Source organism: Martinezella lusitana, from assembly GCF_014207095.1.
Classification (GTDB): domain Bacteria; phylum Pseudomonadota; class Alphaproteobacteria; order Rhizobiales; family Rhizobiaceae; genus Rhizobium; species Rhizobium lusitanum_B.
Genome location: NZ_JACHBG010000001.1, coordinates 223,689 through 247,899, shown reverse-complemented (window position 1 = coordinate 247,899; position 24,211 = coordinate 223,689). Strand labels below are relative to the sequence as shown.

The following is a 24,211-nucleotide window of genomic DNA, read 5'->3' as shown; positions in this document are numbered from 1 at the left end:
ACTCACATGAATAAACAGAGACTGCTTCTCTCAGCGGCTGCGGCTGCCTTCGTCGCCTTCGGCGTCGCGGCGCCCGCTTCCGCGGAAACGTTGAACGTCGTCGCGTCCTTCACCGTCCTGGCCGATGTCGTCAAGCATGTCGGCGGCGACCATGTGAAGGTGTCGAGCCTGGTCGGCCCGAATGGCGATCCCCATGAATTCGAGCCCTCGCCTGCCGATGCCAAGACGCTGAATGCGGCAAAGGTCGTCTTCGTCAGCGGCGAAGGACTTGAAGGCTGGATGGATCGGCTGATCACTGCGTCGGGCTATAAGGGGGCTCCTATCGTCGCGTCGGAAGGCATCAATACCCGCACGATGGTCGATGACGGCAAGACGGTCACCGATCCGCATGTGTGGAACAGCCCGGTCAACGTGAAGGTCTGGGTCGCCAATATCGAGAAGGCGCTTTCCGCGGCAGATCCGGCCGATGCGGCCGACTTCAAGGCCAATGCCGAGCGCTATACCAAGGTGCTGACCGAGCTTGATGCCTATGCCCACAGCAAGTTCGACAAGATAGCCGACGACCGCCGCAAGGTGCTGACGAGCCATGACGCCTTCGGCTATTTCGGTGGCGAATATAAGGTGAACTTCCTCGCTCCACTCGGCTTTTCAACGGAAACAGAGGCGTCAGCGGCCAAGGTCGCCCAGTTGATCGAGCAGATCAAGACGGAGCATGTGAAGGCCTATTTCTTCGAAAACTCCAACGATCCGCGCCTGGTCAAGCAGGTCGCCAAGGCAACCGGCGCAGAGCCTGGCGGCGAGCTTTATGTCGAGTCCCTCTCCAAGGCCAATGGCCCGGCTCCGACTTACGAAAAAATGTTCCGTTATAACGTTGACCAACTCGCCGCCGCTATGGCCAAGTCGAGCTAAGCAGCCAGCTGGGCAAATCAACGAAACCAGACCGCAGGTATGTTTCGCCTGCGGCCTGCTCTGTTTAGATATTGAGATCGAAGACCATCAGGCCGGCGAGCCCGCCATCGATCGAGGAAACGATCCGCTCGCCGACGGCAACGTGATCGGGATGCACGAGATAGGCATCCCGCGCTTCCGGGCTCTCGAAGGTCACGGTAAAACCATCGACGAAGCCGCCATGCAGACCTTCCGGCGAGACGTTCGGCCCGTATTTGACCTCGACGATACCGGGAATGACCTTCTGCAAGGCTGCAACCGATTCGAAGAGCGCCCTCTTCTCATCCTGTGTCATGGCGGATTTGAGCCGAAGAAAAACGCAATGCAGGATCATGCCTACCTCCCCTGAGTGTCGCGGCCAGCATAGATGGAAAGACTAGCGGAGCAAGACGCGGCACCGCGACCATCGCAATTTTAGCCGCAACGAATATTGCCGAGAGACGTCTCCCCTTCCCGCAAGACCGGCGGCGTTTCCCTTGATTCGAAAATTCCGGCTTGACGTATTCATAGCCGGGCAGCTATACGTCAATTCATAGCTGACGAGGTATGAATTGAGATGTCGAACACGCATGACTTGCTGTTCCGAACGCTTGCCGATCCGACGCGCCGGGCGATTTTCGAGAGGCTGTGTCGTGAAGGGGAAAAGACTGTTGCGGTGCTGACGGCCCGGGCCGGCGTCTCCCAGCCCGTCGTCTCGAAGCATCTTGCCGCGCTGAAGCGCGCGGGCCTTGTGCTTGACCGCCCCGAAGGCCGGCAAACGCATTACAGCGCGCAGCTTGCAGCACTGGCACCACTGACCGACTGGACGAAAGAGATGACCAGATTCTGGGAGAGCCGGTTCGACGACCTTGAAGATCTACTGAAAAGGATGGACCAATGAACGATACATCAACCGAGATCCGCTCCGTCGTTGTCGAGCGGGACGTCGCCTTTCCGCCGGAAAAGATCTGGCGCGCGCTGACGCAGCCGCATCTGATCGAGGAATGGCTCATGAAGAACGACTTCAAGCCAAGCGTGGATCACCGTTTCAAGCTCAGTGCCGAATGGGGCTCGATCGACTGCCGCGTGCTGGAAGTGGAGCCCAACAAGAGCCTCTCCTACACATGGGATGCTTATGGCCTGGAGAGTATCGTCGTCTGGACGCTGACGCCGACACGCACCGGAACGCGCCTGCGCATGGAGCAATCCGGCTTCCGGCCCGATCAGCAGCAGGCCTATGTCGGCGCTCAATATGGCTGGCAGAAATTCTTCGACAATCTGGATCAGGTTCTGGCACGCCCGGACTGACATTCGATCGACCTATTGAAACGACAGGAAGCAAGAGCGGATCGGCTCGCCTTTGGAGGAGGCAAGATGAACTGGAGCACCTATATTCGGCAGGCCCACCGTTGGCTTTCCATCATCTTCACGATGACAGTTGTCGCCAACTTCGTTGCGATGGCGATCGGGACGCCGCCGCCCTGGGTGGTTTACTCACCCCTGCCGCCGCTCTTCCTGTTGCTTTTCAGCGGCCTCTACATGTTTGCCCTGCCCCACACCGCCGCAAGGCGAGGTGCGCACAGCGTCGCTGACTAGGGGTGTTGGCCAAAGGCTGCGAACAGACGGCCGTGCCTTCAATTAGCAGGCACGGCGTCGCACATTCCTGCAATTGCGGGGGCGGTGACTGACTATTCGCCGCCCCTCTTGAGCGGATGCCAACCCAATATCGACTTTGCCTTGGCATTGGAGACCAGGCCGCCGTCATCGACTATGTTGAAAACGCCGATCGCCGAGGTCTGCACCGCAAGCAAGACCGCTCGCGCGGCATCATCCACGTGCAGGGTTATCGCGCCATTCGGCGCATCGCAGCCGGTGCCCGGTCCATAGAGCAGACCGTTGCGCAATACCGTGCCGGCGATGCCTGAAGTCACGAGGCTGAGAGACTCGAGCGTCCGCACCGCGGTTGCGCTTTCCTGCAGCGGCGTTTCCTCTGTGATCGGGCCCATGCCGGTCTGGTAGGCCCAGGCGATACTCTGCGAGATCATCCGCTTAGCCCCTGCGGCCACGGCGGCATCGACAAGATTTCTGGTTCCCACCTCGCGAATGCGAGCATTGCGAACACGCCCCTCCTCCATCAGCGCAGGATCGAGACCGAAGGGCAGATCGGTCAACTGATGAAGAACGATGTCAGGCTTTGCCCGCTGCAGCGCTACCCCGAGCGCTTTGGCGTCGAAGACATCCACAACCACGGGCGTCGCGCCGGCGGCTCGCAGGCTGTCCGCCCGTTCCGGCTTGCGGGTGGTACCGTGGACGGTAAAGCCTGCCTCGATCAGCATCGGAACAAGCTTGCGTCCGATCGCGCCGGTCGCGCCGGCAAGGAAAATGGTCGCGGACATTCGACGCTCCTTGGGAGTTTGCATCATTCTCGGTCCAGGCTTTTTCTCATGGCCTTGGCCCGCAAAACAGATGCAAGAATTGCCGATTTGACTAGGCCAAGATCGAACTCAGTCCTCACGATCCGCTGCGACGCAGATGTCTCTCAATCGTGCAGCGAGCGTCGCGGCCATTGCTTTGGTTGTGATGTTGGTGAAGCCGAGCAGCAGGCCATCGATCGATTGTGGCCCCATATACCAGAGCGAGAGCGGTTGCAGACCGAAGCCCTCGGCCCTTGCCAACGCCGCTATCCGACTTGCGGGCGCGCGATAGCCCTGGAATTGCACGACCAGATGCAGGCCGGCGGCCGGTGAAATTGCCGCAACCCGATCGCCGAAGACATCGTGCATGATGTCAACCAGAAGCTGTCGGCGTTCGGCATAGAGGGACCGCATCTTCTTGAGATGACGGATGAAATAACCCTGTTCGATGAAATCGGCGACGACAGACTGATGAAATTCGGGGCAGCCGGCGCTCACCAGTCGGCAGGCACGCTCGAAGACATCGATCTGCCCGGGAGGCACGACCAGATAGGCCAGCCGAAGCCCCGGAAAGAGAACCTTGCTGAACGATCCGGTAAACAACACCCGCTCGCCGCGATCCATGGCCTTGAGAGACAACGGAGGCCGGCGATTGTATCGATATTCGCTATCGTAATCGTCCTCGACGATCCAGTGTTGTCCCTCCTCGGCCCATTTCAGCAGCTCGCTGCGCCTTTCCTTGGACATCATCACGCAGAGCGGACTTTGGTTGGCAGGCGTGACGATGGCGAAGCGGGCGTCCGGCGCAAGCCGCCTGCCCTCCTCCACGACAAGCCCGTCTGCATCGACCGGCACGGGATGAAGTTTTGCGTGTATCGACAGCAGGAATTCCCGAGCGACCGGATAGCCTGGATCCTCGAACCAAATGCCATCGCCCGGATGATAGAGAGACCGCATGATCAGCTCGAGGCTGGCGCGATGGCCCGCCGTTACGAACACCTGCTCAGGCCGGCATGCGATGCCGCGCGAGAACGCAAGATAGCCAGCGATGCGCTCTCGAAGCGCCATGAGGCCTGCCGGCTCGGGATAGCCGAGCTGCGCCGCACCAAGTTGCCGCGAACAGCGGCTGACCAACCTGCTCCAGGTCTTGCGAGGAAAGGCATCGAGAGCGGGAAGTCCGAGCTGGAATGGCCGCGCATTCGGCGGTTGCTCGATCAGGCCATGCCTTGTGGCAGAGGGCGATGGTGCGGCTGTCTCCGGCGTTCGCAGTCGCATGTCGACGAATGTGCCGGCGGCGCCTCGGAACTCGACATAGCCCTCTTCCGCAAGGATCTGATAGGCCAGATTGATCGTTCCGCGTGACAGGCCGAGTTCGCTTGCGAGCGCCCGCACGGATGGCATCCGATCTCCCGGCACCAGGCGTCCTTCGGCGATTGCGGTCTTGAAACGGGCGCAGATCTGCAGGTAGATCGGGTGACTGTCATCACGCGAAAGCGCGATGTCTTTCGCGTGATCCGTAGGTGCCTGTTTGGCCATGACGGCTCTATTCCTGCATATCGGGGTGCCGCCCCTCTTACGATCCCGCGACGGCCGAGACTAGCCCGAAGACGGGATTGGCGGCAAGCTGCCGGTCGGCGCTGACAAGAGACTGTTCGGCCGCATCCTGCCTCGCCATACCCTGCAGATAGATGAACGCCACGCTGCTGATGCCGATCGTTGTCAGCACATGGGTGAGATAGGGTGAGAGATAGTCGGGTTGCCGGGCATGCGGGCCATTATGCATGCCGCCGGAACCGACAATGACGAGCGCCGGGCGATCCGCTAGCAGGCCGACCTTGTAGCCATCCCGGCGCGTGAAAGTCCGCTCGTCACGCAAGACATAATCGATCCAGAGCTTCAGCGAGGCCGGGACGGTAAAATTGTGCATCGGTGTCGCGATGATCAGATAATCACAGCCGATGACGTCCTGAATGAAAGTTTCCGACTCTACGAAAGCCGGCGTTTCCCTCCTTGCCCGTTGAACGATCGCATCCGCATACGCTCCTGAGATCGGGGATGGACTATTGGCTGAGAGATGGCGCTCGACCAGGCGAATATCCGGCTCGGTTGAGAGCAGATTGTCCGTCGCTTTCCTTGCCATGCCATAGGCGCGCGACGCCGGCCCTTGCGGGCTTGCATTGACAAGCAGGACGGACTTCATGCGCCCGCTCCCTCCAGAAGCTGGCCGAAATGCAGGCCGCGCGCGAGCAAGCCGTTGCGGAAATAGAAGCGCTGCGCCAACGAATTGGCGAGCCCGGTGTCGAGCACGAGCATGGTCCGGCCGTCGGCCTTTGCCAACGTGCGAACCTGCTCTATCAGGCCTTCGCCCAGCCTGGAGCGCTGGGAAGATTTGCGCACCACGAGGTCGTCAATATAGGTGAAGCGACCGTAGATCAGGTTTTCAACATGGCGGTAGCCGGCAAGCCCCGCCAATTCACCATCCTGCCAAACGCCGAGTAGGCGATATCCATCCTGCTGCTGGCGCCGGACACGGTCACGATAAAAGTTGGCGTCTTCGATATGTGGCCGCAACTCGCGCATCACAGGGAAGCTGGCCCCGATATCGTCCGCGCTCTCAATATGTCTGTAGATCATGCTGGCTCTCGCTGACTAGGAACAGCCAAGAGCTACGCCTTCCATGGCTCGGTCAACAGAACCAAAATACGAAAAATGGAGTGGGCCAAGGCCAGTTTACTCGATGCCGCGCCGCCTTGTCGCTGCCATAGGATCTCACCGACGCCTGTCATAGCTCGTCGTTCCTCAAAGGCTTATCTCCGCAGTCCTATTTGGACTGACCTGCCGCTTCACGACACCAGCTCAGATTGCAGCCAGTCGACATGTATTGCATCAGACCGCCTTCCGGACGCCATCTTTCAGCGGAAAGAAGTGCTGCGAAAGATCCATTGATGAAGGCTTTCAATCGGTTCCGGGGATGACATGAAGAAGCTTTTAGCCATTGCACTCTTATGTGCCTGCATTGTCACGGGAACGCTCTATGCCTCGGCTGGCGGTGACTATCCGCCACTCAAAGATGGTGACCTGATTTTCCAAACATCAACCAGTAACCAATCAGGCGCGATCATATTTGCGACCGGCTCGACCTATTCACACATGGGCATCGTCAAGAACGATCACGGCGCAATCACCGTCATCGAGGCGGCAGCGAAGGTCACGGAAACGCCGCTAAAAGCCTGGGTCAATCGCGGTTTGCTGGAGCGGGTGGCCATCTATCGCGATCAACGCCTCACACCGGATATAGCAGAGCGGCTCCTGTCCTATGCCCGTACGCTCTACGGTAAACCCTACGACCTGTTCTTCTCCTTCAACAACGACGCGATTTACTGCAGCGAACTGCCCTATCTCGCCTACAAGGCCGTGGGTATCGAGATCGGCAAAGTGCAGAAGATATCGGAACTGAATATCGACAACATGCTCGTGCGAAAGCTGGTTCAATCACGGTGGCAACGCGACAGCGAATGCACGGAGCGCGGTTTTGATTTCGACCAGTGCTACCGATATATCCTCAACCAGAACCTCGTCACTCCGGTCAGCATCGCCAATGATCCGAATCTCAAAATGATCTATTCGAACTATCCGCTTTAATGGCTATGAGCATGGGAATGTCGCCCTGCCCGCTCCAGTCCTAGCCAGATCAAGTCGCGTTGAAGCCCGCATGATAATCGACATGCCCAGAGGGCACCGCAGACCCATTAAGGACCAATCTCATGAAATACTCGGCTGGCACTCCATCGAGCACTAGGCTGCGATCATTGTCGAAACCGAGACGCTTGTAGTAACCCGGATCACCGAGAACGACGCAGCCTTTGGCATTCATCTTCGCCAGACGCGAAAGACCTTCGCGAACAAGCGCTCCGCCAATGCCCTGTTTCTGGCGATCCGGCGTCACCGAGAGCGGGCCAAGCCCATACCAGCCAATATCTTTTCCATCGATGGTGACCGGCGAGAAAGCGATATGTCCAACGACATCTCTCTTCTCGATTGCCACGAGAGAAATCGCCAGCACCCCGGCACTACGAAGAGCATCGACAATTTCCGCCTCGGTTTGACTGCTGTGCTCGACCGCGGCGAAGGCCATCTTCGTTATATGGCGGATCGCCTCGATGTCTCCCGGCTGCTCGGGGCGGATTTCCATTCTGCATCCCCTATTATCTGGCGATCCAGGCTCGTCTGCCTATCCCGCCAACGGGAAGGACGATACAAGACCTACTTCTTCTTGAAAGGCTCCATGCCCTTGCGCGCCAGCTCGTCCGCCCGCTCATTTTCCGGGTGGCCGGCATGGCCCTTGACCCAGTGCAGCGTCACCTTGTGGCGGTTGTAGGCTTCATCGAGCGCCTGCCACAGCTCGGCATTCTTCACCGGCTTCTTGTCCGCGGTCTTCCAGCCGTTTTTCTTCCAGCCGAAGATCCATTTGGTGATGCCGTCCTTGACGTAGACGCTATCGGTATAGAGATCGACCTCGCAAGGGCTCTTCAAGGCGCCCAGGGCCGAAATCGCCGCCATCAGCTCCATGCGGTTGTTGGTGGTGTCGGCTTCACCGCCCGACAATTCCTTCTCTACCTCGCCATAGCGAAGAACGGCGCCCCATCCGCCAGGACCGGGATTGCCCGAGCAGGCGCCGTCGGTGAAAATATCAATGTGCTTCATGCCTCTAGCCCGTATTCAACGGCAGAAGCGATCTGGCGATGGAAGCGCAGCTTGCGCAGATATTCGATCGGGTCCTTCTTGGTGACCAGAGCCCCGGCCGGCGTCGTCAGCCAGTCGTAGAGCCGGGTCAGGAAGAAGCGCAGCGCCGAGCCGCGGGCGAGCGTCGGCAAGGCGGCAATCTCGGCCGCACTCATCGGCCGCACGCTCTGATAGCCCTCCAGCAGCGCCTTGCCCTTGGTGATGTTGTAGGCGTGATCCTTCTCGAAGCACCAGGCGTTCAGGCAGATCGAGACATCATAGGCGAGCAGATCGTTGCAGGCGAAATAGAAATCGATCAGGCCGGAGAGCTTGTCGCCTAGGAAGAAAACATTGTCCGGGAAAAGATCGGCATGGATGATGCCTTCGGGCAGGCCCTTCGGCCAATGCTGCCCGAGAAAATCGAGTTCGCCGCGAATTTCATCCTGCAGGCCGGCTTCGACTTCATCTGCGCGCGCCTCGGACTTTTCCCAAAGCGGCCGCCAACCGTCGACGGACAGCGCGTTCGGGCGGCGAATTTCAAAACCCTCGCCGGCGATATGCATGGCGGCGAGCGCCTTGCCGACTTCGCGGCAATGATGCGCCTCAGGCTTGCGCAGCCACATGCCTTCGAGGAAGGAGATCAGCGCGGCAGGACGGTCCGAGAGATGGCCGAGCAACGCGCCGTCGCGGCGCGGCAAAGGCAGTGGGCAGGACAGGCCACGACTTGCCAGATGCTGCATCAGCCCCAGGAAAAACGGCAGGTCGCCCTTGTCGACGCGCTTCTCATACAGCGTCAGGATCAGCGGATCGCGGCTCGTATGCAGCAGGAAGTTCGAATTCTCGACGCCCTCGGCAATGCCCTTGTAGGAGAGCAACTCGCCGACCTCGTACTCCGTCAGGAACCACTTCAAATCGTCTTCGGTAATATCGGTATAAACGGCCACGAAACAGTCCTGAACTTGAGCGCCTTTCGACGGCTATTCGCCGTTGACAAAGGCCATATCTGAGGTCGTCAGCTCTATACTGCGCAGCTCGCGATTGACGAGGAAATTTTCGGTTTCCTTCACAGTTTCCGCGAGTTCCACCACAGCATTATAGCGGGCGCGGAAAGCTTCGATGATCTCGTTGACGATGACTTCTGGCGCAGATGCACCAGCCGAGAGGCCAACGGTTTTGATATCGCCGATATTGTCCCAGTCGATTTCCGAAGCGCGCTGGACAAGCACCGATTTCGTCGCCCCTGCCCGCAGCGCCACTTCGACGAGACGCTTGGAATTCGAGGAATTCGGCGCGCCGACGACGATGAAGAGATCGCAGCCCGGAGCCGCCTCCTTCACCACTTCCTGTCGGTTGGTGGTGGCATAGCAGATCGAATCGGCTGAAGGCGCTGTGAGGTTGGGAAAGCGCTGCTGCAGGCGGGCGATGACACCGGCGGTATCGTCGACCGAAAGCGTCGTCTGCGTGACGAAGCCGAGATTGTCGGGATCAGCTGGCTCATAGGCATCTGCATCCTCAACGGTCTCGATCAGCGATACCGCACCTTCGGGAAGCTGGCCCATCGTGCCGATCACCTCCGGGTGCCCGGCATGGCCGATCAGGACGACATGGCGGCCAAGACGGTTGTGGCGCATCGCCTGCTTGTGCACCTTGGAGACCAGCGGACACGTCGCATCGAGATAGAAGAGATTGCGGGCATCGGCATCGGCCGGCACGGATTTCGGCACGCCATGAGCGGAAAAGACGACGGGTTGGGCGCGATGCTCGGCCGGGATCTCGTCCAGCTCCTCGACGAAGATGGCGCCCTTGGCTTCCAGACCCTCGACGACATAGCGATTGTGCACGATCTCGTGGCGGACATAGACCGGCGCGCCATAGGCCTTCAGCGCCAGCACGACGATCTGGATGGCGCGATCGACACCGGCGCAGAAGCCGCGCGGCCCGCAGAGCCGGATAGTCAGGTCAGGTTTGGAAACGGCTATATTCATATCTCTTCCGAAATGCGGGACGATGGCTTGCGCTTAGATAGGTACGCCCTGCCGCCTGCTCCAGAATATCGCAGCCCTTCTTCGAAGCGCCGTGATGTTCCATCTATTCAGTTCCGCATGATTTATCCAAAAACCGCTGCGCACTTTTCGGATCATGCTCTAGCCGAATATTCCATCGAAATGAAGCTATTCTATTGCATGGCCCTATTGTGAGGGCGCATCCGGATGGCGCTTGCGCCACCAGGAAATGGTGACGATGGCAACCAGCGTCACCGCCAACCCATACCAGGTCACCGCATATTGCAGGTGGTTGTTGGGCAGATCGATGATGGTGACGCCGCCCACCGGCAAGCCTGCGGGGTTAGGTGTCTTGTCGGCATCGATGAAGAAGGGCAGCACCTTATCCTTAGGCAACCCGACGCTGGAGGCCATGGCATCCAGATCTTTCCAGAAAAAGAAATTTTTGGCGAGATCATTGTCCGGCATGCCATCGGGCCGGCTTGCGAGCTTGCCGCGGGCGAGACCGGTAACGGTCTGATCACCCGTCAGCAGTCCCTGCTTGCGCATCTCCGGCTCTTTGGCCGCGGAGGGCACGAAGCCTCTGTTGACGAAGAGATAGCGGCCATCCTCAAGCTGCAGCGGCGTATAGATGTCAAAGCCGGGCTCGTCGCCATAGGTGGCAAGGAAGTGCCGTTCCTTGTTGTTGAGATAGTGGCCATTGGCTGTGACCACGCGATATTCGATATCACCGCCCGAAGCTGCCATCGCCTCGATTGCCGATAACGGCACGGCCGGCGCATCCTTGCGGGCAGCAATATCCGCAAGCAGGCCTTCCTTCCATTGCAGCCGCTCGACCTGCCAGGTGCCGAGCCCCAGCAGAATGACGAGCACGATAAGCAGGAACACCGCCTTGCCGATCTGCCACAAAAGATTGGGGCGGCGAGCCGGCACGGCCGCCTCACTCGCCACTGATGCGTCCCTCGCTGGCATTATTGCGATACTGCAGCGCGATCAGAATGCCCTTGCACCAGCGCAGCGAAAGCAGCGATAGGATAATGGTCAACGGCGCGAACAGCACTATGTAGACCCAGATCGGCGGCGCGTAATTGACCTGCATCCAAAGGACCAGGCCGATGACGATGAAGCCGACGATCAGGATGACGAATACGGCCGGACCATCGCCCGCATCGGCGAAGGCATAATCGAGATCGCAGGCGGAGCAGCGCGGCTTGATCGACAGCAGCCCATTGAAGAGCTTGCCGTGGCCGCAGCGCGGACAGCATCCCTGGATACCGACCTTGAACGGGTCGACGGGTGCGAAGAGAGCACCATCGTCATGTGGTGCACCAGTGGGGTTTTTGTCTTGCTCTGAGCTCAAAGTTCCGTCTCGATCAGCCTGCCATTACGGGCGAGTATTCTGATCTCACCCCCGTCATAATCAATAGCCGCGATGCGCCCATTCGTCCAATCGAAAAGCTCTTATGTTGCTGCATCCGGGCCGAGACACCATAGAAGGATCCATCCCTTGGAACACAACAACGGCATCGCCGCGGGTCGCATCATCATCCTCAACGGTGCGCCGAGATCCGGAAAATCGAGTATTGTCGAAGCCATACAAGCCGGATTTGACGGCGTGTGGGTCAATCTTGGCGTTGACGTTTATGTGCGACACGTGACGCCCGAGCGCTATCGCCCGGGCATCGGCTTGCGCCCCGGCGGTGAACGACCCGACCTCGAGCCGCTCGTTCCGCGCTTTTATGCCGCACTCTATGAATCGATCGCCGCCCATAGTCGCGCCGGCTTCAATGTCGTCGCCGAGTTCGGGCATCACGACGCCCATTCACGTCCGCTCGGCATCCTTGGCGATTGTGCACAGCAACTGGCTGGGTTGCCCGTTTTGTTCGTCGGGGTGCGCTGTTCGCTCGACGTGGTGATGCAGCGTCGCATGGCGGAGGGGTCTGAAAGACAAGGCACCTACGTTGCGGTTCAGGCCGGCGCGCCTATCCCGACGCCAGTCATCGCCTGGCAAGAGCATGTGCACAAGCCCGGCATCTACGACCTGGAAGTCGACACCACAGCAAGGAGCCCGCAGGAATGCGCCAAGCAGATCCAGCAGATGCTTGCATTGGGCGCTCCGCACCCATCGGCGTTTGAGCGACTTGCCACCGCCGGCTGACAAGGGGCTTTGGCGACCGGTGGCTAGGATTCGAGCAAGCGGATATAGCGCTCGGCCGAACGGGCGACGCTTTCCTTCGCGCCCATCGGTATGAACTTTTCCTTCCAGGGGCCGTAGATGCGATCGAAACGGAGAGCCGCAGCGCGATCTGCGATGCGGCTGACTTCGCGCGCCGGCAAAGGGATCGCGTTCGGAAACGAATGCATGAAGGAGACCCAGCGTCTGTCAGCCACCACATGGATGGTATCGCCGACGAGAAGGACACCCCTTCCGTCTGCGCCGGCCCGCCACTCCAGAACGCTGCTCCCGTCGAAATGTCCGCCGAGCCGGTGGAGGGCAATGCCGGGCAGCACTTCGCGGCGATCGCCCTGCCATGGCTCGATCAATGGGCTTGGCCGCTGGATATAGGCAAGATCGGCCTCGTGCAACAGGATCGGTACGCCGCCCAACGCCTCGCTCCATTCCACCATGCCCGTATAGAAATGTGGATGAGACAGGCAGATGGCCTTGAGGCCACCAAGTTCCTGAATACGAGCTCGTGTTTTCTCATCGAGCATGGCCGTGCAGTCCCAAAGAACATTCCCATGCGGAGATTGCAGGAGAAGCGCCCTCTGCCCGATGCCGATTGCTGGAGCAACGCTGATGCCGGTCAGGTTCGGCTCCAGCTCATCCCACTCATTCAGGTGGATCGTGGTAAGCGCTTCGCGTGCGAGCCACTGCTGGCCGCTTTCGGGAACATACTGCCGCTCATCCTCGCAAATGACGCAGTGGGAGGGGTAGTCGTCACTCGGTGCGAAATGAGCGCCGCATGCCTTGCAGATCCAAATGGACAAGGGAGCAAACCTCCATGAACAAGGGGAATCCGATAACCGGGGGAAGCAGTGAAGATCTCATGGCTTCCCGTCGAAACAATGCCGCCGCAAAAGCCTCGGATCGAGATGGCTTTTGCGGCGACAGGATTTCACAGTCTTGGCTGAAATTCAGCCGGCTTTAACCAGCCGCCAAAGGCGCGCCCCAGCTGCCCCAGATATAGATACAGAAGAACAGGAACAACCAGACGACGTCAACGAAGTGCCAATACCAGGCGGCCGCTTCGAAGCCGAAGTGCTGCTTCGGGGTGAAATCACCCCTGATGGCGCGCACGAGGCAGACCAGCAGGAAGATCGTACCGATCAAGACGTGGAAGCCGTGGAAGCCGGTCGCCATGAAGAAGGTCGCGCCGTAGATCGAGTTCTTGAACGCGAAGGGAGCGTGCGCATACTCATAGGCCTGCACACAGGAGAACAGCGCACCGAGCAATACGGTAAGCGCCAGACCCTGGATCAGTCCCTTGCGGTCGCCATGCAGCAGCGCATGGTGTGCCCAGGTCACCGTGGTGCCCGACAGCAGCAGGATGACGGTGTTGTAGATCGGCAGGTGCCAGGGGTCGAGCACCTCGACGCCCTTCGGCGGGAACTGGCCACCAAGGAAGGCCGTACGCGACGCCTGGATCGCCTCGTTCGGGAAGAGGCTGACATCGAAATAGGCCCAGAACCAGGCAACGAAGAACATCACCTCGGAGGCGATGAACATGATCATGCCGTAGCGCAGATGCAGGGACACGACGCGGGTATGCGCGCCCTCATGCGCCTCCTTGATCGTATCGGCCCACCAGCCGTACATGACATAGAGGATCAGCGCCAGGCCGATGAAGAACAGCCAGGGCTGCGCGAAGTTCAGCCCGAACAGATGCAGCGCGCCGCCATTGAGGTAGCGCATAAAGCCGACACCACCGAAGGTGATCACGAAGGCACCAAGGGCCGCAACGATCGGCCACGGGCTGGGATCGATAATGTGATAGTCGTGTTTTTTCTGATGCGCTTCGGCCATATCAGCAATCCCCGAATAACTTTTTCCCATATTGCTTCCGGTCGAACCGAAAAGCACTCTCCATCAAAGCTTTTTTTCCACCGGCCGCACTGCGGCGTCGTTGGATGCCACGGGCTTTGCGCCTTCCCGTGGATAATAGGTGTAGGACAATGTCAGCGCATTGATCGTCTTGGTTTCCACCGCCGTGGCGATCTCAGGGTCAACGTAGAAGACGACAGGCATTTCGCGCTTTTCCCCGGGCGCCAGATCCGTCTCGTTGAAGCAGAAGCACTGGACCTTGTTGAAATAGACGCCTGCTTCCAGCGGCGAAACATTGAAGATCGCCTGACCGCGTTCCGGCTTGTCGGACTTGTTCTCGATCACGAACTTGACTTCGATCGTCTCGCCGATCTTCGGGTTCACCGATTTCTGCACCGGCTTGAAATCCCACGGCAAACCGGGCGCGACATTGGCGTCGAACGAGACCTGAATCCGCCTGTCGAGAATGACGTTTGATACCTGTTCCGTGCGCTGGGTGGTGCCGTTATAGCCCGTCACCTGGCAGAACATACGATAGAGCGGCACGGCTGCAGCGCACATGGCGCTCATGCCGATGACGAAGCTCAGGCACATGGCAACGACCAGCCCGTTGTTACGGCCGCCCGCTTCAGTGCTTTTCTTTGCCCCCTCCTCCATCACGCCTCCTCAAACGTGTCCGGAACCGACCTTGATGATAGTGATCGCGTAGAACAGGATCACCAGGCCAGCCAATACCAGGCCGAGTGCTATATTGCGCCCGCGCCGCGACTTCTTCTGCGCTTCCGTCAGCTTGACAAGCTCGATCATAGCCAGCCTCCGGACATCAGCACGGCAACAAGCCGGTCGATCAGCAGTGCGGAAAAGATCGCGAAAAGATAGAAAATGGAAAAGCCGAACAGCTTCTTCGCCGGCACCATCTTTTCATCGCCATCGGCCATGCGCCAGACGGCGATGGAACAGTGAATGAAGATCACGCCGAGAATTGCTGCGACGATGCCATAGCCGAGACTTGCAAAGCCCATGAAGGCGGGAACGACGCCGATGATGGCGGTCAGCACGGCATAGACGACGATCTGGTTCTTCGTCGCGGGGATGCCGGCGACGTTCGGCAGCATCGGCACGCCGACGACCTCGTAGTCACGCATCTTGAACAGGGCCAGCGCCCAGAAATGCGCCGGGGTCCAGAGGAAGATGATGAGGAAGAGCACGATGCTCTCCATCGGCACGCTACCCGTCACGCAAGCCCAGCCGATGACGGGCGGGAAAGCGCCTGCCGCGCCGCCGATGACGATATTCTGCGACGTCGAGCGCTTCAGCCACATCGTGTAGATAACGGCATAGAAGAAAATGGTGAAGGCAAGGATACCGGCGGACAGCCAGTTCACAGCCAGCCCGAGGATCGTCACCGAGAAGCCCGACAGCACCAGACCGAATGCCAGAGCTTCGGACGGGCTGACGCGACCCGAAGGGATCGGCCGGCGTGCCGTGCGGCTCATGACGGCATCGATATCGGCGTCATACCACATGTTCAGTGCGCCGGATGCGCCGGCGCCAACGGCGATGCAGAGGATGGCGATGAAACCGAGAACCGGGTTGATGTGGCCGGGAGCCACCACCAGGCCGGTGAAAGCGGTGAAGACGACCAGCGACATCACGCGCGGCTTCAGAAGCTCGAAATAATCGCGCGCACTTGCCTCCGACAGGCCGCTTTCGGCTTGCTTTGCAAGTGCTTCGTGATTGTCGATGACCGTCATTCTTTTTCCAATTATTCAGTTGAACCGGACGCCGTTTATCACGGCGTCCGGAAATAGACTACTTGATGCGCGGCAGCTCTTCCCACTGGTGGTGCGGCGGCGGCGACGAAAGCTGCCATTCGAGCGTGGTAGCGCCCTCACCCCAGGGATTGTTACCGGCAACGCGCTTCTTTGCGAAGGCATCTATAACGCCCCAGAAGAAGAAGCAAAGGCCTACGGCTGCGACATAGGAGCCGATGGAGGACACGAAGTTCCAGCCAGCATAGGCATCCGGATAGTCGATATAGCGGCGCGGCATGCCCGAACGACCCAGGAAATGCTGCGGGAAGAACACCATGTTCACGCCGATGAACGTGATCCAGAAGTGCCAGTTGCCAATGCGCTCATTGTACATGTAGCCGGTCATCTTCGGGAACCAGTAGTACCAGGCGGCGAAAATCGCGAAGACGGCGCCGAGCGACAGGACGTAGTGGAAGTGCGCCACGACGAAGTAGGTCGCATGCAATTCACGGTCGAGGCCGGCATTCGCGAGCTGAACGCCCGTGACGCCGCCGAGCGTGAACAGGAAGATGAAGCCGAGTGCCCAGATCATCGGCGTGCGAAACTCGATGGAGCCGCCCCACATCGTCGCGATCCACGAGAAGATCTTCACGCCCGTTGGGACGGCGATGACCATTGTCGCGAAAACGAAGTAGCGCTGCGTGTCGAGCGAGAGGCCCGTCACGTACATGTGGTGAGCCCAGACGACGAAGCCGACAGCACCGATCGCGACCATGGCGTAGGCCATGCCAAGGTAGCCGAAGATCGGCTTGCGCGAGAAGGTGGAGATGATGTGGCTGATCATGCCGAAGCCGGGCAGGATCAGAATGTAGACTTCCGGATGGCCGAAGAACCAGAACAGGTGCTGGTAGAGCAGCGGGTCGCCGCCGCCTTCAGGCGCGAAGAAGGTCGTGCCGAAGTTGCGGTCGGTCAGAATCATCGTGATGGCGCCTGCCAGAACCGGCAGCGACAGCAGCAGCAGGAATGCGGTGATCAAAACCGACCAGGCAAACAGCGGCATCTTGTGCAGCGTCATGCCCGGAGCGCGCATGTTCAGGATCGTGGTGATGAAGTTGATCGCACCGAGGATCGAGGATGCACCGGCGATATGCAGCGCGAAGATGACCAGATCGATCGCCGGGCCAGGATGGCCGACGGTTCCCGACAAGGGCACATACATCGTCCAGCCGCCGCCTGCACCGTACGCACCTGCCGGGCCTTCGACAAACATCGAGAGGATAAGCAGCAGGAAGGCCGGAACGAGCAGCCAGAAGGAGATGTTGTTGAGGCGCGGGAAAGCCATGTCCGGCGCGCCGATCATGATCGGCACCATCCAGTTGGCAAAGCCGCCAATCATCGCCGGCATGACCATGAAGAAGATCATGATCAGGGCGTGAGCGGTGACGAAGACGTTGTACATCTGCTTGCCGCCATCGATGGCGGCATCGCCGGAATAACCGTAAACCATCGACGCCAGACCGCTGAAGATCTGAATGCCGGGCTCCTGCAATTCCATGCGGATGGCAACGGAGAGGAGGAAGCCGATCACGCCCGCGAAGATCGCGAAGATCAGATAGAGCGTGCCGATGTCCTTGTGATTCGTCGAAAACAGCCAACGCTCTGCGAAGGTCTGCTTGTGGGCGTGATGATCATCATGCGCATGTGCGTCTTGCAGACCGTGCGAATGATCGTCGTGTGCCTTTGATCCAGCCATTGTTCCTACCCCTCTTACTTGGCCGTGTTTTCGGCGACCTTGACGGTCGTCGGTTGGTCGACAGCGGCCATCAGAGCCTTATTCGCCTTACCCAGATCGGTTGCAGCGGCAGCAAGCCATTGCTTGTACTGATCGTCGGAGACGACACGAATTGCGATCGGCATGAAGGAGTGATCCTTGCCGCAAAGCTCGGAACACTGACCGTAAAACAGACCTTCACGATCGGCCTTGAACCAGGTCTCGTTCAGACGACCCGGGATAGCGTCGATTCTGACGCCGAAGGACGGAACGGCGAAGGAGTGGATGACGTCAGCCGGAGCAGCGGTGACGAGAACGCGGACGTTCTTGCCGACAGGCACCACCATTTCATTATCCACAGCCAGCAGCCGGGGATATTTCGACTTGTCTTCCTTGCCGGCCGCCGTGCGATCCGGCTCTTTCAGCATGAAGGAATCGAAAGCGACCGGCGTCGCGCCGGCGTTTTCATATTCGTAATTCCACTGCCACTGCGTCGCCGTCGCCTTGACGGTCACGTCGGTCTGCTGCGGAAAAGTCAGCTGGTCGGTGAGAAGATTGAAGGAGGGAATTGCCAGAAACAGCAGGACGAGGACGGGACCGATGGTCCAGATCACTTCAATCAGCGTGTTGTGGCTCGTCTTGGACGGAACCGGGTTCCTGGAAGCCCGGAACTTTACCATGACCACCACCAGGAGGACGAGAACCAGCAGCGTGATCGGAATGATAAACCAAAGCGTGTATGCCTCAAACCAGCGGATTTGATGCATGATGCCGGTTGCCGCTTCCTGCATACCGGTTTCCCAAGGTTTCGGCTGATCGGCGTAGCTACCTGTCGCAAAAAGCAGACAGATCATAGCCGCCAGAGCCGCGTAAGCTCTCTTAATCACGATGTCTCTCCCTCCAGCGTTTGATCCCAGATCTTCCTCAAACGCAGTATCCCTACAATCCATTGCGCTTCAAACCACAGTTTGGGGTGCTCCGCAACAACTCACGACATTTGTTAGTGCGGCATTTTTGCGCGAATCCGATCCCCTCGCCGGCCGAACAAGGCAAGCATTTCATCATCATACGAAAAATTGCATCGCGGTCCATGGCGCCACCCCGACAAAATGGAGTAGACGTCGTATTTCCGCCGCAGTCGATTGGAATCCAGCACACGGGGCTTTTCATTTGCTGGCATGGGCTTCAACAATAGCGGCACTGATTCGAATCTAGAGGTTTCCATGGGTTTTCGTTCCCTCGCCCGGCTTTGGCTTGTTACCGGCAGCGTCGTCGCTGCGGTCGCAGCACCTGCATGGGCGCAACAAGCGCAACAGACTCAGCCCGCGCAGCAGACCCAGCAGCTACAACCTCAACCGCAGGGCCAGCCGCAGCCTCATACACAGCAGGTTCCCACCAGCCAGGTTCCGCAACCGCCGGGTACGGTGCGCTCCAGCCACGGCGCCTGGTCCGTCGTCTGCGACAAGCCCGCGGGTGCTTCGACAGAGCAATGCGCCCTGATGCAGAACGTGATCGCCGAGGACCGTCCGGAAATCGGCCTTTCCGTCGTCGTCCTGAAGACCGCCGACCGAAAGTCGAAGATCCTGCGCGTTCTCGCCCCGCTCGGCGTACTCCTCCCGAACGGCCTCGGCCTCAATATTGACGGCAAGGATATTGGCCGCGCCTATTTCGTGCGCTGCTTTGCTGACGGCTGCTATGCCGAAGTCGTGCTCGAAGACGAATTGCTGAAGACGCTGCGCAGCGGCGCCAACGCAACCTTTATCGTCTTCCAGTCGCCCGAGGAAGGCATCGGCATCCCCGTCGATCTGAAGGGTTTCGCGGACGGTTACGACAGCCTTCCCTGACGGCATGGGCTTGCTCTTGCGCGGCGCGAAGCCTACATCGGCGTTGAACGGAGCACAGCACCCATGAATACCGATCTCCTTACTCTTTTCGATGCCGACGAAGCCAAGCTGCGGAACATCGTAGCGGAGGCACTTTCGGGCGCCGACGACGGCGAGCTCTTTATCGAACACGCCCAGGCCGAATCGCTGACCTTCGACAACGGCCGGATGAAGGGTGGAAGCTTCAATACCGAACAGGGCTTCGGCCTCCGTGCGGTGGCCGGCGAAGCCGTGGGCTATGCGCATGCTGGTGATCTTTCGGAAGCTGCGTTGAAGCGTGCCGCCGACGCCGTGCGCGCCGTCACCTCAGGCTATGCCGGCTCCTATGCCGCCGCACCTCAGCGCACCAACAAGGTGCTCTACGGCGACGAAAATCCGATCGGCACGCCGACCTTCGAGGAAAAGGCAAAGCTTCTCCAGGAGATCGACAGCTATCTGCGCGACAAGGACGACAAGGTGCGGCAGGTGACGGCTTCGATCGCAGCCAGCTGGCAGGTGGTCGATATCCTTCGCGCCGACGGCCACCGTGTGCGGGATATCCGTCCGATGACGCGAATCAACATCTCCGTCATCGCCGGCGACGGCGACCGCCAGGAAGCCGGCTCCTTCGGCACCGGCGGCCGCGTTGGCTTCGGCGATTTCGTCACCCAGGACAACTGGCGCCGTGGTGCGGACGAGGCTCTGCGCCAGGCGCTCGTCAACCTCGAGGCGATCGAAGCGCCTGCCGGCACGATGGACGTCGTGCTTGGCTCCGGTTGGCCGGGCGTCATGCTGCACGAGGCTGTCGGGCACGGGCTGGAAGGCGATTTCAACCGCAAGAAAACCTCGGCCTTCGCCGGTCTGTTGGGCCAGATGGTAGCCGCACCCGGCGTTACCGTCGTCGATGACGGCACGATCGAGAACCGCCGCGGCTCCATCACCATCGACGACGAGGGCACGCCTTCGGCCTACAATGTACTGATCGAGAACGGCAAGCTGGTCGGCTATATGCAGGACCGGCAGAATGCCCGGCTGATGGGCATGAAGGCAACCGGCAACGGCCGGCGCCAGGGCTACGCCCATACCCCGATGCCGCGCATGACCAACACCTACATGCTCGGCGGCGACAAGACGCCGGAAGAAATCATCGCGTCTGTGAAGAAGGGCATTTATGCCGTCTCCTTCGGCGGCGGCCAGGTGGATATCACCTCCGGCAAGTTCGTCTTCGGCTGCACCGAGGCCTATCTCATCGAGAACGGCAAGATCGGCGCGCCGATCAAGGGCGCCATGCTGATCGGCAACGGCCCGGATGCGATGAAGCGCGTCACCATGATCGGCAATGACATGAAGCTCGATACCGGCATCGGCAATTGCGGCAAGGCCGGTCAATGGGTTCCCGTCGGCGTCGGCCAGCCGCATCTGCGGATGGACCAGATCACGGTTGGCGGCACCAAGGCCTAAAAAAGCCCCTGCTCTCTTATTCCTGCGGGCGAAAGAGCCATTTGCGCTCGACGGCAGCGGCCAGATCCAGGCCGTTGCGATGCGCGAACAGAAGGACATGGCCGAGCACGTCGGCCGTCTCGTCAGCCAGAGCTGTCGCCATTTCCGTGTCGGTCATGCCTTTGCGCCGGCCCCGGCCCGTGACCCTGTTCCAGATCTGGATCAATTCACCCATCTCCTCCTGGAGCTTCAGGACGAACCAATCGTCGTCGCGCTCCAGGCTGTGATCGGCAGCATAGGTCGCTGACGCCGTCTCGAATTGCATCATCAGATCTTTCAGCATCGATATTGTTCCTCTTATGTTCTCAAGCAGAAATGAACGATTCCGACAAAAAAGTCGAGCCGGCGGAGTTTTGCCCCGCCGGCTCGCATATTTCCAGTTCGTAGAGCCTTTCCGCTTTTCTTCGAATCGCGAGAATGCTCTGTCCCTTTGTTGTTACGCAATTCCGGACGGAAAACCGCTGCGCACTTTTCCCGGAATTGCTCTGTGATGCTCAGCCCTTGTTGGGCAGCAGCATGCAATCGAAATCCTTGCGCTTCAAAGCCGAGCAGGCCGAGTTTGCGTCGTCGCGGCTGGCGAATCCAACGAAGCGGGCGCGATAGACCGTGTTGCCGCCCTTGCCGACTGCTTCGGTGTAGGGCGATGCATTGGCAAGGGCGCTACCGGCGCGGGATTTCGCTTCGGACAGCAGGTCCTTGGCGGCCTGCGCGCTCGGTGTTGCCGCGATCTGCACCTGCCAGCCGCCGCTTGCTGCGGGCTTGTTGCTGGCTACGAGGATCTGATCCATCGCAGCCGGGCGGTCCATCGGCACGGTCACGTTCGAGCCTGCTGCATAGGCGAGCGGAGCAACTTCCGCGCGCTTGCGCGTCGTTGCAGCGACAGTGGTCGTGGCGGTCGTCCGCGCGTCGACGTCAGCTGCAGCGTCGTCCGATGCCGAGGCGACCTCGACCTGCTTCGCCATCTTGCCGCCGCCGACGCTCGCCATCAGGCGCGATGTCGCGACCGAGCTTGCCTTCGGAACATTGCGATCCAGCAGCGAGGCCATCAGCGCATCGCGACCGCGTGCAGTGGCGCCGCCCATGACGACGCCGATTACCCGGCGGTTGCCCTGGCGCACGGCGCTCACAATGTTGAAACCAGAGGCATTGGTATAGCCGGTCTTGATGCCGTCCATGCCTTCATAGCGGTACATCAGGTTATTATGACCGCGAACGCCGCGGCCACGATAGTTGAAGCTTGTCTGCGAGAAGAGCCGGTATTCCTGGGGGTAGTTGTTGATGAGCGCGACGGCGAGCGTCGACATGTCGCGTGCCGTCGTCCACTGCTGCATGTTGGGAAGGCCCGATGCATTCAGGAAGGTGGTGCGACGCATACCGAGTTCGCGCGCCTTCTGCGTCATCAGGCGGGCAAAGCCGCTTTCGCTACCGCCGAGCGCTTCCGCCATGGCGGCGGCTGCATCGTTGGCCGACTTGATGATCATGCCGTCGACGGCTTCGCGCACGGTCACGGTGCCACCCGGCTTCAGACCGAGCTTGGTGGGGGGCTTGGCAGCGGCCGCGCTCGAAACGGGTATCCTGGTGTTCCAGCTGAACTTGCCACGATGGATCGCCTCGAAGGTCATGTACAACGTCATCATCTTCGTCAGCGATGCCGGATGATTGAGGTTGTCGGCATTGCTCGATGCCAGCACCTGGCCGGTCTTGGCATCCATTATGAAATAGGCGCTGCCCGCGAAGCTTGCCACGGGCGCGCTCACCAGTAAGACGGCCGCAGACAAGGCCATCAAAAGTCTTTTCATATTCGTCCCCAACCGAAAAAATGCCAACACACCGCATCAATCTCTGTATGATTTTGCGACAGAAAACCTGATACCAGTGCGATATTGAGGCAACAGCCTCCATAGTTCTCCAATTTTGCCTTTCCTGGTAAAATAACTATTAACGCATTGGAAATTATAGCAAAGATTCAGTAAGGTTTAACGGGAATGGGCTAGTGCCTTAGCATTCGGCAACCGGATCGATCCGCATGGAACAGGGCATCAAGCTTCATCTGAAGCGCGGGATGATCTCCGGCGGGCTTGAGGTTGCCGCAATTCTTAAGGGCATGGGCCTGCTGCGGGATTGCGCCGGCCTCGGCACCATCTTCACCCTGCATCATGTTCGCCCCGCCCTTCCCCGCCGCTTCGCACCCAATGGGCATCTCGAAGTCACCCCCGATTTCCTCGACCTTGCGATCACGCGTCTCAAGAGGGACGGCTACGAGTTCCTGCCTCTTGAATCGGTGCCGGAGCGTGCGGCGAGCGCAAAGGGCAAACGGCCTTTCGTCGCCCTCACCCTTGACGACGGAAACCGCGACAATCTCGAATTTGCCCTACCGATCTTTGCCCGCCACAATACGCCCTTCACGGTTTTCGTCGCGCAGGGCCTGTCGGAAAGAACCCATAGCCTGTGGTGGGAGACGCTTGCCGAACTGCTTGAACGGCAGGATCGATTGACCTTCGATTTCGGCTCTGGCCAGGAGTTCGTCCCACTCGGCACGCCTAGCCAGAAGGAGGCGGCCTTTTCCCGTTTTGTCGCCTTTGTCCATGGCATCGACGAGAGCGAGGCTGTCGCGCGCATCGACGAGCTCGCCGTAAGGAATGGTTTGGAGCCGCTCGACATCGTCCGTACCTCAATCATGGATCGGGAAGAACTGAGAGACCTGGCGCGTCATCCGCTCGCCTCGCTCGGCGCGCATACCGTCAGCCACCGTGCTCTGGCACGCCTGCCCGAGGCGGAGGCGGCCGCGGAGATGGCGCTATCGGCCGATTACGTGGCAGAGATCATCGGAAAGCGGCCGACCACGATCGCCTATCCCTACGGCACGAACGATGCGGTCTCGCCGCGCGAAGGCAGGCTTGCGGCGGAACTCGGTTTTTCCGTCGGCGTCACGACACGGCCTGGAATGATCGATCAGGCAAGCGGCAATGCCCTCACCCTTTTGCCGAGGCTTTCGCTCAACGGTCACTATCAAAAGGCGCGTTATGCCTCAGCGCTTGCCTCCGGCATCCCCATGCGGTTGATGGGACGCCGGGAGGCGCCTTAGAGCGCCGCGCTTCCTCTTGGAAGCAAAAAAGGATGCTCTAAGTCTTTGAATCTACGCATCAGGCTTTCCGGAAATCGATTCCGATTTTCGGGCCGATGCTGTAGGCCCGCCGGACGACAGGCTTGGAT

The 24,211-nt window shown here is 59.7% G+C and carries 29 protein-coding genes; 9 read left to right on the top strand and 20 right to left on the bottom strand.

All coding sequences use genetic code 11. The annotated features are described in order from the left end of the window. Positions 1 to 6 precede the first annotated feature (6 nt). A complete protein-coding gene (locus GGD46_RS01200; RefSeq protein ID WP_184701003.1) occupies positions 7 to 909 on the top strand; it encodes a metal ABC transporter solute-binding protein, Zn/Mn family in 903 nt (300 codons plus the stop codon). Positions 910 to 973: 64 nt separating this feature from the next. Here the strand turns inward: GGD46_RS01200 and GGD46_RS01195 are convergent, their stop codons facing one another. Then, on the bottom strand, positions 974 to 1,282 hold the full coding sequence (locus GGD46_RS01195) for a Dabb family protein (RefSeq protein ID WP_184701002.1): 309 nt from the start codon (positions 1,280 to 1,282) through the stop codon (positions 974 to 976). A gap of 222 nt (positions 1,283 to 1,504) precedes the next feature. Here GGD46_RS01195 and GGD46_RS01190 point away from each other — a divergent pair, with 222 nt between their 5' ends. The 3 genes from GGD46_RS01190 (at position 1,505) to GGD46_RS01180 (ending at position 2,523) form a co-directional block, all read left to right on the top strand. After that, complete coding sequence (locus GGD46_RS01190; protein WP_184701000.1) at positions 1,505 to 1,828, top strand: helix-turn-helix transcriptional regulator; 324 nt, start codon at positions 1,505 to 1,507, stop codon at positions 1,826 to 1,828. Continuing rightward, a complete protein-coding gene (locus tag GGD46_RS01185; RefSeq protein WP_184700998.1) occupies positions 1,825 to 2,235 on the top strand; it encodes an SRPBCC domain-containing protein in 411 nt (136 codons plus the stop codon). Before GGD46_RS01190 ends, GGD46_RS01185 begins: the two co-directional genes overlap by 4 nt. 66 nt (positions 2,236 to 2,301) lie before the next feature. Beyond that, positions 2,302 to 2,523: a hypothetical protein gene (locus GGD46_RS01180; RefSeq protein WP_184700996.1), complete on the top strand. Its 222-nt coding sequence runs from the start codon at positions 2,302 to 2,304 to the stop codon at positions 2,521 to 2,523. A gap of 92 nt (positions 2,524 to 2,615) precedes the next feature. Here GGD46_RS01180 and GGD46_RS01175 read toward each other — a convergent pair whose 3' ends face one another. The 4 genes from GGD46_RS01175 to GGD46_RS01160 form a co-directional block, all read right to left on the bottom strand. Then, the gene (locus GGD46_RS01175; protein WP_184700994.1) at positions 2,616 to 3,323 is read right to left on the bottom strand and encodes an NAD(P)-dependent oxidoreductase; all 708 of its coding nucleotides are present in this window, start codon (positions 3,321 to 3,323) and stop codon (positions 2,616 to 2,618) included. Between the two features lie 108 nt (positions 3,324 to 3,431). Then, the gene (locus GGD46_RS01170; RefSeq protein WP_184700992.1) at positions 3,432 to 4,877 is read right to left on the bottom strand and encodes a PLP-dependent aminotransferase family protein; all 1,446 of its coding nucleotides are present in this window, start codon (positions 4,875 to 4,877) and stop codon (positions 3,432 to 3,434) included. A 37-nt stretch (positions 4,878 to 4,914) separates the two neighbouring features. Then, positions 4,915 to 5,541: an FMN-dependent NADH-azoreductase gene (locus GGD46_RS01165; RefSeq protein ID WP_184700990.1), complete on the bottom strand. Its 627-nt coding sequence runs from the start codon at positions 5,539 to 5,541 to the stop codon at positions 4,915 to 4,917. Further along, the gene (locus tag GGD46_RS01160; RefSeq protein ID WP_184700988.1) at positions 5,538 to 5,975 is read right to left on the bottom strand and encodes a GNAT family N-acetyltransferase; all 438 of its coding nucleotides are present in this window, start codon (positions 5,973 to 5,975) and stop codon (positions 5,538 to 5,540) included. The genes GGD46_RS01165 and GGD46_RS01160 overlap by 4 nt, the downstream gene beginning before the upstream one ends. Before the next feature lie 342 nt (positions 5,976 to 6,317). Between GGD46_RS01160 and GGD46_RS01155 the strand changes: the two genes are divergently transcribed. Next, complete coding sequence (locus tag GGD46_RS01155; RefSeq protein ID WP_184700986.1) at positions 6,318 to 6,983, top strand: YiiX/YebB-like N1pC/P60 family cysteine hydrolase; 666 nt, start codon at positions 6,318 to 6,320, stop codon at positions 6,981 to 6,983. Between the two features lie 49 nt (positions 6,984 to 7,032). On the opposite strand, the gene GGD46_RS01150 is transcribed toward GGD46_RS01155, so the two are convergent. From GGD46_RS01150 to GGD46_RS01125, 6 genes are all read right to left on the bottom strand, one after another. After that, complete coding sequence (locus GGD46_RS01150) at positions 7,033 to 7,533, bottom strand: GNAT family N-acetyltransferase (RefSeq protein WP_184700984.1); 501 nt, start codon at positions 7,531 to 7,533, stop codon at positions 7,033 to 7,035. Between the two features lie 71 nt (positions 7,534 to 7,604). Beyond that, the gene (gene rnhA / locus GGD46_RS01145) at positions 7,605 to 8,045 is read right to left on the bottom strand and encodes a ribonuclease HI (protein WP_184700982.1); all 441 of its coding nucleotides are present in this window, start codon (positions 8,043 to 8,045) and stop codon (positions 7,605 to 7,607) included. Continuing rightward, positions 8,042 to 9,007, bottom strand: coding sequence for a homoserine kinase (locus GGD46_RS01140; RefSeq protein ID WP_184700980.1), 966 nt, complete (start codon positions 9,005 to 9,007; stop codon positions 8,042 to 8,044). The genes rnhA and GGD46_RS01140 overlap by 4 nt, the downstream gene beginning before the upstream one ends. Before the next feature lie 33 nt (positions 9,008 to 9,040). Beyond that, the gene (gene ispH / locus GGD46_RS01135) at positions 9,041 to 10,048 is read right to left on the bottom strand and encodes a 4-hydroxy-3-methylbut-2-enyl diphosphate reductase (protein ID WP_184700978.1); all 1,008 of its coding nucleotides are present in this window, start codon (positions 10,046 to 10,048) and stop codon (positions 9,041 to 9,043) included. Positions 10,049 to 10,252: 204 nt separating this feature from the next. Then, complete coding sequence (locus GGD46_RS01130) at positions 10,253 to 11,038, bottom strand: SURF1 family protein (RefSeq protein WP_184700976.1); 786 nt, start codon at positions 11,036 to 11,038, stop codon at positions 10,253 to 10,255. After that, complete coding sequence (locus GGD46_RS01125) at positions 11,007 to 11,426, bottom strand: DUF983 domain-containing protein (protein ID WP_184700974.1); 420 nt, start codon at positions 11,424 to 11,426, stop codon at positions 11,007 to 11,009. The genes GGD46_RS01130 and GGD46_RS01125 overlap by 32 nt, the downstream gene beginning before the upstream one ends. Before the next feature lie 147 nt (positions 11,427 to 11,573). Here GGD46_RS01125 and GGD46_RS01120 point away from each other — a divergent pair, with 147 nt between their 5' ends. After that, the gene (locus GGD46_RS01120; protein ID WP_246806177.1) at positions 11,574 to 12,224 is read left to right on the top strand and encodes a chloramphenicol phosphotransferase CPT family protein; all 651 of its coding nucleotides are present in this window, start codon (positions 11,574 to 11,576) and stop codon (positions 12,222 to 12,224) included. Between the two features lie 23 nt (positions 12,225 to 12,247). On the opposite strand, the gene GGD46_RS01115 is transcribed toward GGD46_RS01120, so the two are convergent. From GGD46_RS01115 to coxB, 7 genes are all read right to left on the bottom strand, one after another. Further along, positions 12,248 to 13,057 carry an MBL fold metallo-hydrolase gene (locus GGD46_RS01115; protein WP_184700970.1) on the bottom strand — a complete coding sequence of 270 codons (810 nt, stop codon included), beginning with the start codon at positions 13,055 to 13,057 and terminating at the stop codon, positions 12,248 to 12,250. 157 nt (positions 13,058 to 13,214) lie between these two features. Then, positions 13,215 to 14,093: a cytochrome c oxidase subunit 3 gene (locus GGD46_RS01110; RefSeq protein WP_184700968.1), complete on the bottom strand. Its 879-nt coding sequence runs from the start codon at positions 14,091 to 14,093 to the stop codon at positions 13,215 to 13,217. A 63-nt stretch (positions 14,094 to 14,156) separates the two neighbouring features. Next, positions 14,157 to 14,768 (bottom strand): cytochrome c oxidase assembly protein, encoded by a 612-nt coding sequence (locus tag GGD46_RS01105; protein ID WP_184700966.1) that lies wholly within the window; start codon positions 14,766 to 14,768, stop codon positions 14,157 to 14,159. A gap of 9 nt (positions 14,769 to 14,777) precedes the next feature. Then, positions 14,778 to 14,918, bottom strand: a complete 141-nt coding sequence (locus GGD46_RS01100; protein WP_037149692.1) for a hypothetical protein — start codon at positions 14,916 to 14,918, stop codon at positions 14,778 to 14,780. Further along, complete coding sequence (locus tag GGD46_RS01095; RefSeq protein ID WP_184700964.1) at positions 14,915 to 15,865, bottom strand: heme o synthase; 951 nt, start codon at positions 15,863 to 15,865, stop codon at positions 14,915 to 14,917. Before GGD46_RS01095 ends, GGD46_RS01100 begins: the two co-directional genes overlap by 4 nt. A 58-nt stretch (positions 15,866 to 15,923) precedes the next feature. Beyond that, positions 15,924 to 17,618 (bottom strand): cytochrome c oxidase subunit I, encoded by a 1,695-nt coding sequence (ctaD, locus tag GGD46_RS01090; RefSeq protein WP_184700963.1) that lies wholly within the window; start codon positions 17,616 to 17,618, stop codon positions 15,924 to 15,926. Between the two features lie 14 nt (positions 17,619 to 17,632). Beyond that, on the bottom strand, positions 17,633 to 18,523 hold the full coding sequence (gene coxB, locus GGD46_RS01085) for a cytochrome c oxidase subunit II (RefSeq protein ID WP_184700962.1): 891 nt from the start codon (positions 18,521 to 18,523) through the stop codon (positions 17,633 to 17,635). A 336-nt stretch (positions 18,524 to 18,859) separates the two neighbouring features. Between coxB and GGD46_RS01080 the strand changes: the two genes are divergently transcribed. Both GGD46_RS01080 and tldD read left to right on the top strand, forming a co-directional pair. Further along, positions 18,860 to 19,480 (top strand): invasion associated locus B family protein, encoded by a 621-nt coding sequence (locus GGD46_RS01080; protein WP_184700960.1) that lies wholly within the window; start codon positions 18,860 to 18,862, stop codon positions 19,478 to 19,480. Positions 19,481 to 19,543: 63 nt separating this feature from the next. Then, positions 19,544 to 20,959 (top strand): metalloprotease TldD, encoded by a 1,416-nt coding sequence (tldD, locus tag GGD46_RS01075; RefSeq protein ID WP_184700958.1) that lies wholly within the window; start codon positions 19,544 to 19,546, stop codon positions 20,957 to 20,959. 16 nt (positions 20,960 to 20,975) lie between these two features. On the opposite strand, the gene GGD46_RS01070 is transcribed toward tldD, so the two are convergent. Beyond that, complete coding sequence (locus tag GGD46_RS01070) at positions 20,976 to 21,281, bottom strand: pyrophosphatase (RefSeq protein WP_184700956.1); 306 nt, start codon at positions 21,279 to 21,281, stop codon at positions 20,976 to 20,978. A 211-nt stretch (positions 21,282 to 21,492) separates the two neighbouring features. Next, entirely contained in the window at positions 21,493 to 22,797 is a 1,305-nt protein-coding gene (locus tag GGD46_RS01065) for a D-alanyl-D-alanine carboxypeptidase (RefSeq protein WP_184700954.1), read from the bottom strand. A gap of 227 nt (positions 22,798 to 23,024) precedes the next feature. Between GGD46_RS01065 and GGD46_RS01060 the strand changes: the two genes are divergently transcribed. Then, positions 23,025 to 24,083 carry a polysaccharide deacetylase family protein gene (locus GGD46_RS01060; protein WP_184700952.1) on the top strand — a complete coding sequence of 353 codons (1,059 nt, stop codon included), beginning with the start codon at positions 23,025 to 23,027 and terminating at the stop codon, positions 24,081 to 24,083. The last annotated feature ends 128 nt before the right edge of the window (positions 24,084 to 24,211 follow it).